This window comes from Bradyrhizobium centrolobii (assembly GCF_001641635.1).
GTDB lineage: Bacteria > Pseudomonadota > Alphaproteobacteria > Rhizobiales > Xanthobacteraceae > Bradyrhizobium > Bradyrhizobium centrolobii.
Map to the genome: position 1 here is coordinate 19,317 of NZ_LUUB01000111.1, position 9,432 is coordinate 28,748.

Consider the following 9,432-nt stretch of genomic DNA (forward strand, 5'->3'; position numbering starts at 1 on the left):
TACGTATTATTGTCAAGCACTGCTTAGCGTCTCAGCAATCTCCTTGCCAATCAGGCGGTTATCGACGGGAGAGCGAGATTTGGCCCGACCGGAGGCTCAAGCCGCCCGCGCGCTGCGCGAGACCACCCGATCGCGCAGCCACGCGCCGATGGTGCAGCCGACCAGATAGCAGGCGAACATGATCAGGCCGAGGTCGAGCCAGTAGCCGAACCGCCCGGGGACCACATGGGTCAGCGACGCCGCGACCAGCCCCGCGACGAGCACGGCGAGCCAGCGCGCGGTCACCTTCGAGGTGCCGTTGCCGCGCTGGACCACCGAGATCCAGCCCATCGCCAGCCCGAGCAGCAGCGATCCGACCAGCCAGCCCAAATGGAACGAGACGAGATAGGGCATCGTCACCTCACCAGAAATTCGATGCGGCGGTTCTGCGCCTTGCCGTCGTCGGTGTCATTGCCAGCGACGGGCTGCGTAGCGCCATACCCGACCGCGGTAAAGCGGTTGGCCGGCAGGCCGGCCTTGACCAGATAGTCGATCACCGCCTGCGCGCGCTTTTCCGAGAGCGCCTGGTTGAACGAGTCCTCGCCGTCGGAATCGGTGTGCCCGGCAACCTCGATATTGGTGGTGGGACAGCGCAGCGCGGTCTCGATGAGGTGGTCGAGGATCCCGGCGGAATCCGGATCGATGTTGGCGCGCTTCGGCTCGAAGCGGATCTTGCCCTTGCTCAGGAGCTCCGAGAACAATTGCTGGCAGACGGTGCCATCGACCGGACCCGCAGCGGGCTTCACCGTGATCTCCGGCTTGTACTGCCAGGTCTTTGGAAAATCCTTGCCGGGGCCGGCGCGGATCTCGTTCGCCGCGCCTTCATACAGCGCATCGCCCGACAGCTTTACCTCGCGGTCCGACACCACGAGCGTGCCGGTCGACAGCCGCGACAGCGCGCCGAGCGCCGCGACGACAGCCGTATTGAAAGAAGCCGGCGCGCCGACGCTGGCCTTGAGATTGTCGACGACCTTCTCGCCGAAGAATTTCCGCGAAGCGCCGGTAGCGATCGCCGCGTGCACGTTGTTGTCGGGCACGTAGCCGGTCAGCGTCACCGTCGCAGCAACCGGATCCTTGTAGGCCTGGAAGATGTAGGGCGGCGCCTTGATCTCGTTCGTGGCGACCGAAAAGCCCTCGGGCAGGTTCTTCAGCGCAGCGGCGATTGCCTCGCGGCCGCCGAGCTCGCGCGCCATGCCGGACAGGCTGACCTTGGTGTCGGAAATCGTGATCTTGCCGTCCTTCAGCTTGCCGATCTGGTCGAGCAGGAGCATCGCGGCGGCCTCGAACCGCGGCGGCGCGCCGCGTGCCAGACCCATCTGATCGGCCACCTCCACCCCGCCGAGCTCCTTGCGCGCCGCCTCCACGAGACGGGCTTTCATCGCCGGCAGCGGCGCGCTGCCCGACAGCGTCACCCGGACCACATCGCGCTCGGCGTTCCAGACAAAGGGCCTGGCTTCGGGAACGAGGCGGGTCGCGTCCTCGACGAGGCGCACGCCGGGAACGTTCTCGACCGCCATCACCGCATCGCGGCGCCCCTCCTCGGAGAAGGCGTCCGCGGCCAGGCTGACGTCGCGGCCATCGACCGCAATCCGGGTCTTGTCCAGAACGGTGTCCTTGAGCGCGGCGCTGCTGCGGGCCGACAAGTCGGCCTCTACCGGCAAGGTATTATTCCAGGCCGCAAATCCCCACATGACGGCCAGGGGGATCAGCCCCGGCCACCATTTGCTGGCCCACCTGAAAAGCTTCTGCATTCGACGACCCGAACTCTGGAACCGGAGACAAAACAAACCCTTGGCAGGCTGTCAAACCGGAAATGCCGGCTCTCTGAAGGCCATGCCTGGACAATTGGAATAACTTTTCTTCAAGGGTCCCACCCTAAGTTGAAGTCGGAATGCCAGGGGTCCGCCAGCCTTCGATGAAACAACTCCGCAATAACGTCATCCGCGCCGGGCTGGGTGCACTCTATTTCAGCGGGGCGCACCATCTTCTGCGCCCGCTTTTGTCCGGCGTCGGCGCCATTTTCATGCTGCACCATGTGCGGCCGGCCCGCGACGGCGCGTTCCAGCCCAACCGGCACCTCGAAGTCACCCCGGATTTCCTGCGAGCGACCCTTTGCCACCTGCGCTCCCGCGACATCGACATCGTCAGCATGGACGAGCTGCATGAACGGCTGGTCCAGGGCAACTTCGCCCGCCGCTTCGCCGCCTTCACCCTCGACGACGGCTACCGCGACAATCTGGAGTTTGCACTGCCGGTGCTGCGCGAATTCGACGCGCCTTTGGCCGTCTATGTCACGACCGACTTCGCCGAAGGCACCGGACGCCTGTGGTGGACAGCGCTGGAAGCGGTGATCGCGAAGGCCGAACAGATCGACGTCCAGATCGGCGGCGCGGCCCTTTGCCTCGATGCGACGACCCCCGCGGCGAAACAGGCGGCATTCGATCGCCTGCACGACTGGCTGCGCGCGCTGCCGGGCGAGCATGATCTCAAGCGCGAGATCGAGGCGCTCTGCGCCAAACACGATGTCGACATGGCCGCACTGTGCCGCACCCTCTGCCTCTCCTGGGACGAGGTGAAGACGCTTGCCGCCGATCCGCTGGTCACGATCGGCGCCCACACCATCAGCCATTGCAATCTCGCCAAGCAGAACGAGGGGATCGCCGCACACGAGATGGCCGTCGGCCGCGCACGGATCGAAGACGCGCTGGAGCGTCCCGTGCTGCACTTCGCCTACCCCTATGGCGACCGCGAGGCAGCGGGCGAGCGCGAGTTCGCGCTTGCCGCCTCCGCCGGCTTCAAGACGGCCGTGACGACGCGACCCGGCATGCTGTTCGCCGAGAACGCCGACCACATGACGGCGCTGCCGCGCGTCTCGCTCAACGGCAATTACCAGGACACGCGCATCCTGCCGGTACTGACCTCGGGCGCCGCGACCGCTATGTGGAACGGCTTTCGCCGGATCGCGGCGGCGTAAGCCTCATTCTCCGCCGTCGTCCCGGCGAAGGCCGGGACCCATACCGCGTGATCTATCGATTACGAACGGCAGGCTCCCGAACGACGACGGATCTTCGCCAAACTACTCCCTGGGGTTATGGGTCCCGGCCCCCCGTGCGCAATTGCGCACGAGGCCGGGACGACACTGAGTGGGTTGGTTGGCCATCGCACACAACGACGACAAGATTGACTCGCCTCCACACGCCGCCCACAACGAGCGCCAAACAAGGGAGGCATCATGTTCAACGACCTGTTCTCACTCAAAGGCCGAGTCGCGCTCGTCACCGGCGGCTCGCGCGGCATCGGCAAGATGATCGCGGCGGGTTTTCTGAGCGCCGGCGCGGCGAAGGTCTACATCACCGCGCGCAAGGCGGGGCCTTGCGAAGAGACAGCCAAGGAGCTCTCCGCGCAATATGACGGCGAATGCATCGCGCTGCCGATCGACATCTCGACGCTGGCCGGCGTCGAGCTGCTCGCCAGCGAGTTTGCGAAGCGCGAGCAAAAACTCGACATCCTCGTCAACAATGCCGGCGCAGCCTGGGGCGCGGAGTTCGACGAATTTCCGGAGAGCGGCTGGGACAAGGTAATGAACCTCAACGTGAAGTCGCCGTTCTTCCTGACCAAGGCGCTGGCCGCGCCGCTGCGTGCGGCTGCATCCGCAGAGAGGCCGGCGAAGGTGATCAACATCGCCTCGATCGACGGTATCTTCGTCAATCCGAGCGAAACCTATTCTTACGCCGCCAGCAAGGCCGGGTTGATTCACCTGACGCGGCGGATGGCGGCGAGGCTCATCTCCGACCATATCGCGGTCACGGCGATTGCGCCCGGACCGTTCAAATCCGACATGAACCGCGCCGCGCGCGATCATGGTGACGAGGTGGCAATGCACGTGCCTGCAGATCGGATTGGCACCGACGAGGACATGGCCGGTGCCGCAATCTATCTCGCCTCGCGGGCGGGCGATTATGTGGTCGGCGCGACCATCGCAGTGGATGGCGGCATCGCCTACGGCAATCCGGGAGTCGCGGCGAGCGGTTAGGATAGCTGAGGCTGGCCGCGAGAGCGCGACGCTCTCACGTCACATTCCGCTGTCATGCCCCGCGAAAGCGGGGCATCCATTACGCCGCGGCTTCTCTGCGAAGCCTCTACCGTCTCTGGAATACTGGATCACCCGCTTTCGCGGGTGATGACAGGATTCAATGTTGCGCAACCGTCAGTCCCTGACGCTTACGACTCAATCTTCACGTACTCGAAATCGCCGGGCTTGTTGTCGATGCCGACCTTCGGCGGCGAGATCCAGGAGGCGAACTTGCCGATCTCGGTGACGGGCTGCATCAGCGAGGTGATGAAGTCGCCGTCGCTCGCCGACGGCAGCCACTCGTCCCTGCGCTTGGCCCAGGTGGCGTCGTCGATCAGGATGCCGTCGGGCGTGGCGTGGATGTCCTTGAACTCGCCGATGTGGCGATGGAAGGCGACGTTCGGCAGCGTCAGCTTGAAGTCGTAGCCCGCGGTCGAGATCACCTTGTTCCAGCGCAGCATGCCCTTGACGCAATCCTGGCTGTAGTCGTCGCGCAGGCGCATGTTGAGCGCGGTCAGCGCCGGCTCGTCGACCAGCTTGGCCTCGCCGTTGATCAGCTTGAGCACCGGATAGGTGGCGTTCTTGAGCTGGTGGTCGTCCTCGATCTGGGTCTCGTGGTAGCGGCCCTTGATGCCGGCGTTGAAGGCGTTCGCCGCATTGGTCGAAACTTCGGAGCCGAACAGGTCGAGCGACAACGTATAGTGCAGGTTCAGCTTCTTCTGGATGGTCGGCAGGTCGATGACGCCGAGCGCGCGGACCTTGGCGATGTCGGTCGGATCGGAGATTCCGGCGTCCCTCATGGCATCGCAGGTGCGCTGAACGACGCGGGTGATGCCGGTCTCGCCGACGAACATGTGATGCGCTTCCTCCGTCAGCATGAAACGGCAAGTGCGCGACAGCGGATCGAAGCCCGACTGCGCCAGCGAGTGCAGCTGCATCTTGCCGTCGCGGTCGGTGAAATAGGTGAACATGAAGAAGGACAGCCAGTCCGGCGTCGCCTCGTTGAAGGCCCCTAGCATGCGCGGCGCATCGGCATCGCCCGAGCGGCGGCGCAGCAAGTCGTCGGCCTCCTCGCGGCCGTCGCGGCCGAAATACTTCTGCAGCAGGTAGACCATCGCCCAGAGATGACGGCCTTCCTCGACATTGACCTGGAACAGGTTGCGCATGTCGTAGAGCGAGGGCGCGGTCTTGCCGAGGTGACGCTGCTGCTCGACCGAGGCCGGCTCGGTGTCGCCCTGGATCACGATCAGGCGCCGCAGCATCGCGCGATGCTCGCCGGGCACTTCCTGCCAGGCCGGCTCGCCATAATGCTCGCCGAACGGCACGACACGGTTCTCTTCCTGCGGCGCAAGCAGAATGCCCCAGCGATATTCGGGCATGCGGACATAGTCGAACTTGGCCCAGCCGCGCGGATCGACCGAGTACGCGGTGCGCAAGTACACCAGCGACTCCTGGAAGCCCTCCGGCCCCATGTCGCTCCACCAGTCCATGTAGCCGGGATGCCAGCCTTCCAGGGCTTTGAGCACCTGGCGGTCTTCGGCGAGATTCACGTTGTTCGGAATCTTGGTCGAGTAGTCGACGTTCATGATGTTCATGTTCATGGCCGTGCTCCTTGGTCCGTCTCGCGTCCCGGACGCTGCGCAGCGCGAAGCGGTGCGCTGCTGAGCCGGGACCTATGTGCGTCCGTTGTGGGTCCCGGTTCTGCGCAGCGTCATCATAGCGCGCGAAGACGCGCGTTCCGCGCTTTTGGTGCCGCAGCGCGCCCGGGACATGAGAGTTACACCCGCGTCATATCGAATTTCGGCTTCTGCCCGCTGCCGTAGCGGCGCAGCGCGCCTTCCTCGCCGACGGCGTTCGGGCGCTGGAAGATCCAATTCTGCCACGCGGTGAGGCGCGCGAAGATCTTGGATTCCATCGTCTCGGGACCGACGAAGCGCAGGCTCGCTTCCATGCCGGTGAGGCTGTCGGGCGAGAAGCTCGCACGCTCCTCCAGAAACACGCGGACCTCATCGTCCCAGTCGATGTCGTCGAGCGCGAAGGTGACGAGGCCGAGCTCCTCGGCCTCCTCGGCGTCGAGGCTGGTACCGATGGTGGCTTCCGCGCGCTCCACATCGGATGGATCGGCCTGGAAGCGCGACTCGAGCCGCGTCAGCCCATGGCTCATCGGATACGGGCCGAAGTTCATGGCAGAGAGCTCGATCGACGGCGGCGGACGGTTGTCGCCCTGGCGCGTGCCGATCAGCATGTAGGAGCGGTCGGCGGCAAAGACGAGCTCGGCGAGCGTGCCGGCAAAGCAGGAGCCGGGCTCGACCAGCGTCACCAGCGTGCGCGAGGTGACATCGATGCGCTTCAGCACGCGCTTCCAGTAATGGCGGATTTCGTTGACCAGCCAGTGCGCCTTGTTGGCTTCGAGGAAGGCGTCACAGGCGAGCACGTGGGCGCGGTCACCATGGCTCTTGAACACCAGCATGGCGATCTCGAGCTCGTTGATGCGCAGGTGCAGGATGGCGTCATCGAGCTCGCGCGCGACCTGGAGCGGCCAGAAGGACGCGCCCTGCGCCATCAGGCCGTCGATGTCGGCGGGCGGAGCGGCCTCCGGCGCCTTGATCGAAATGGTTGCGATGCGCGCGGCGCGATCGATATCGACGCTGACGAAGCCGTAGCGGATGCTGGTCTCGTCGATGATGCGTTTGAGCGGCGTCAGCGCGATGCCCTTACCGCTGCCGTTGCGCTTCGAGGCACCGGCGAACTCCTTGGCGCGCTCGACGATCTTCGCCTCGAGCTTGGAGTTCGGCGCGATCTCGTCGACGAGACGCCAGGCGACGGCGCGCTTGCCCTTCACACCTTCCTCGATGGTGCAGAAGAAATCGGCATGGTCGCGACGCACCTTGCGCTTGTCGACGACGCGGGTGAGACCGCCGGTACCCGGCAGCACGGCGAGCAGCGGCACTTCGGGCAATGCAACAGCAGAAGAGCCGTCATCGGCCAGGATGATGTGGTCGGTGGCGAGCGCGAGCTCATAGCCGCCGCCGGCGGCGGAGCCGTTCACCACGGTGATGAAGCGCTGGCCGGAATTCTCCGACGAATCCTCCATGCCGTTGCGGGTCTCGTTGGTGAACTTGCAGAAGTTGACCTTGTGGGCGTGGGTCGAGCCGGCGAGCATGCGGATGTTGGCACCAGCGCAGAACACCCGGTTCTTGGCCGAGCGCATCACCACGACCTTCACCTCGGGGTGCTCGAAGCGCAGCCGCTGGATCGCATCCGCGAGCTCGATATCGACGCCGAGATCGTAGGAGTTGAGCTTGAGCAGATAGCCCTCGAACAGGCCGCCATTCTCGTCGACATCCATGGTCAGCGTCGCGACGTCACCGTCCACGGCGAGCTTCCAGTGCCGGTAGCGGGACGGATCGGTCTGGAAATCGATGAACTTCGCACCGCCTGCGAGGCGACGATCTTCCCCGGCCATGGGCCACCCTTGAGCTTGATTATGAGCCTCAGTCTTTAACCGTTAGATGCACAATAGTGCATATTTTTAGGAGCGTCTAGCCCCTACGCTAGCCTTACATGCATTTTGTTTCATGAGGCCACGGGGGACCGCGCGGGCGCGCCGAGCGCGATCCAGTCGGCCTTGGAAAGTTGCGGGCGGCCAAGCTTGCCCTGGAGCAGCGCGACCAATGATGCGACCGGGAAGCTTTCGACAAAGCCGTCGCCGGGGCGGCTCATCGAAGGTGTGCCTCCAACAGATCATGCGGCACGTCCCAGAAGTCCCCTGTCGTCGCGCAGGGCCGCCGTCGCAAACTGTGCAATCGCGTCAAGCGTCGCTCCCGGCGCTTCACGATGCGGGGAATGCCCCGCGCCTGAAATAATTTTCAAATCGACCGGACAATAACACTCTTCCTGCGCAATCTCGACCTGGCGCAGCGTCCCATATTGATCATCGACACCTTGCAGGACCATGACAGGGACCCGGATGTAGGCGAGGTACTCGGAAATGTCCCAGTCGCGGAATTTCGGATCGAGCCAGGCGCCGTTCCAGCCATAGAAGGCGTTGTCGACATCCTTGTGCCAGCGCGCGAGTTTTGTCTTCAGGTCGGTGGTCTCGTAGGCCGTCTTGATTTCCGCGATCGACTTCACCGAGATGTCCTCGACGATGAAATGCGGTGCCAGCAGCACGAGGCCGTGCAGGCGGTGATCCTGATGCGAGCCGGCATATATCGCCGCGATCGAAGCGCCGTCGGAATGGCCGAGCAAGAGGCCGCGCTTGAAGCCGATCGCATCGAGCAGCTTCGGCAGCACGTCGAGCGCCTCGCGTTGCATGTAGTCGAGCGGCCGCGGCAGCGTCACCGGGCTCGACTGGCCGTAGCCCGCGCGCGAATAGACGAAGACGCCGGCGCCGGTCGCCTGTTGCAGCTTCTCCGAAAAGTCGCCCCAGAGCCCGACCGAGCCGAGCCCTTCATGCAGCATGACGATGGTCGGCGCGTCAGCGGATTGCGGCGCGAGCCATTTGTATTCGAGGCTGTCGCCATCGATGGTGAGGAAGCCCGCGGGGGTGAGAGCCATTCTGTTTATTCCTCTTCATCCAGGAAACGCGAGGCGCCGCCACGTACTCCGTCGTTCCCTCCCCCCTTGCGGGGGAGGGCTAGGGAGGGGGGTGCCACACGGCACACTCTCTCGATCTGAGCAAACGCAACACGCGATGTAATGGCGATGGATAGACCTTTTCCTGGGCTACCCCCTTCCCCTGCCCTCCCCCGCAAGGGAGGAGGGAGCGCATTGGCGTTCGCAGCGACAGCACTGGGCCGCATGCACACGCTCAATTCGCCCCTTCCCGCAACTTGAATCGCTGAATCTTTCCCGTAGCCGTCTTCGGCAAGGACTCCACCACGTCGATCCAGCGCGGGTATTTCCACGGGCCGATCTTCTGCTTGACGTGCTCTTTCAGCATCTCCTGCAGATCGGCCGTCTTGGCGCCGGGGCGCAGCACGACGAAGGCTTTTGGCTTTAGCAGGCCCTCCGCATCGGCCTCGGGCACGACGGCCGCTTCCAGCACGGCGGGATGCGTGATCAGCGCGCTCTCGACCTCGAAGGGTGAGACCCAGATGCCGGAGACCTTGAACATGTCGTCGGCGCGGCCGCAGAAGGTGTAGCGGCCTTCGGCGTCGCGGACATATTTGTCGCCAGTGCGGGTCCACGGACCTTCAAATGTGCGGCGGCTCTTGTGGCGCTGGTTCCAGTAGCCTTCACCGGCGGAAGGCGCATCGACCAGAAGCTCGCCGACCTCGCCGTCGGCCACCTCCTGGCCGGCTTCATTGACGAGCCGC

Annotated in this window: 9 protein-coding genes; 2 read left to right on the plus strand and 7 right to left on the minus strand. The window is 64.6% G+C overall.

Features of this window, described 5'->3' with window-relative positions:
- Positions 1-96: 96 nt before the first annotated feature.
- Positions 97-393: a hypothetical protein gene (locus AYJ54_RS40510; protein WP_063708088.1), complete on the minus strand. Its 297-nt coding sequence runs from the start codon at positions 391-393 to the stop codon at positions 97-99.
- 2 nt (positions 394-395) lie between these two features.
- A complete protein-coding gene (locus AYJ54_RS40515) occupies positions 396-1,790 on the minus strand; it encodes an OmpA family protein (protein WP_063708089.1) in 1,395 nt (464 codons plus the stop codon).
- A 164-nt stretch (positions 1,791-1,954) separates the two neighbouring features.
- Between AYJ54_RS40515 and AYJ54_RS40520 the strand changes: the two genes are divergently transcribed.
- On the plus strand, positions 1,955-3,013 hold the full coding sequence (locus tag AYJ54_RS40520; protein ID WP_063708090.1) for a polysaccharide deacetylase family protein: 1,059 nt from the start codon (positions 1,955-1,957) through the stop codon (positions 3,011-3,013).
- 258 nt (positions 3,014-3,271) lie between these two features.
- Complete coding sequence (locus AYJ54_RS40525; RefSeq protein WP_063708091.1) at positions 3,272-4,072, plus strand: SDR family oxidoreductase; 801 nt, start codon at positions 3,272-3,274, stop codon at positions 4,070-4,072.
- Between the two features lie 188 nt (positions 4,073-4,260).
- Here the strand turns inward: AYJ54_RS40525 and boxB are convergent, their stop codons facing one another.
- From boxB to AYJ54_RS53140, 5 genes are all read right to left on the minus strand, one after another.
- Positions 4,261-5,712: a benzoyl-CoA 2,3-epoxidase subunit BoxB gene (gene boxB / locus AYJ54_RS40530; protein ID WP_063708092.1), complete on the minus strand. Its 1,452-nt coding sequence runs from the start codon at positions 5,710-5,712 to the stop codon at positions 4,261-4,263.
- A 176-nt stretch (positions 5,713-5,888) separates the two neighbouring features.
- Positions 5,889-7,577 carry a 2,3-epoxybenzoyl-CoA dihydrolase gene (gene boxC, locus AYJ54_RS40535; protein ID WP_063708093.1) on the minus strand — a complete coding sequence of 563 codons (1,689 nt, stop codon included), beginning with the start codon at positions 7,575-7,577 and terminating at the stop codon, positions 5,889-5,891.
- Between the two features lie 110 nt (positions 7,578-7,687).
- On the minus strand, positions 7,688-7,834 hold the full coding sequence (locus tag AYJ54_RS50205) for a hypothetical protein (protein WP_245329250.1): 147 nt from the start codon (positions 7,832-7,834) through the stop codon (positions 7,688-7,690).
- A gap of 21 nt (positions 7,835-7,855) precedes the next feature.
- Positions 7,856-8,671, minus strand: coding sequence for an alpha/beta fold hydrolase (locus AYJ54_RS40540; RefSeq protein WP_063708094.1), 816 nt, complete (start codon positions 8,669-8,671; stop codon positions 7,856-7,858).
- A gap of 253 nt (positions 8,672-8,924) precedes the next feature.
- Positions 8,925-9,432 (minus strand): AMP-binding enzyme (locus AYJ54_RS53140; protein ID WP_245329251.1); only part of this gene is annotated, 508 nt, incomplete at its 5' end.

What these genes read in the sequence shown, in the direction of transcription:
- AYJ54_RS40510 (WP_063708088.1), bottom strand. Translation starts at nt 393, where the DNA reads ATGCCCTATCTCGTCTCGTTCCATTTGGGCTGGCTGGTCGGATCGCTG.
- AYJ54_RS40540 (WP_063708094.1), bottom strand. Translation starts at nt 8,671, where the DNA reads ATGGCTCTCACCCCCGCGGGCTTCCTCACCATCGATGGCGACAGCCTC.
- AYJ54_RS40520 (WP_063708090.1), top strand. Translation starts at nt 1,955, where the DNA reads ATGAAACAACTCCGCAATAACGTCATCCGCGCCGGGCTGGGTGCACTC.
- AYJ54_RS40525 (WP_063708091.1), top strand. Translation starts at nt 3,272, where the DNA reads ATGTTCAACGACCTGTTCTCACTCAAAGGCCGAGTCGCGCTCGTCACC.
- boxB (WP_063708092.1), bottom strand. Translation starts at nt 5,712, where the DNA reads ATGAACATGAACATCATGAACGTCGACTACTCGACCAAGATTCCGAAC.
- AYJ54_RS50205 (WP_245329250.1), bottom strand. Translation starts at nt 7,834, where the DNA reads ATGAGCCGCCCCGGCGACGGCTTTGTCGAAAGCTTCCCGGTCGCATCA.
- boxC (WP_063708093.1), bottom strand. Translation starts at nt 7,577, where the DNA reads ATGGCCGGGGAAGATCGTCGCCTCGCAGGCGGTGCGAAGTTCATCGAT.
- AYJ54_RS40515 (WP_063708089.1), bottom strand. Translation starts at nt 1,790, where the DNA reads ATGCAGAAGCTTTTCAGGTGGGCCAGCAAATGGTGGCCGGGGCTGATC.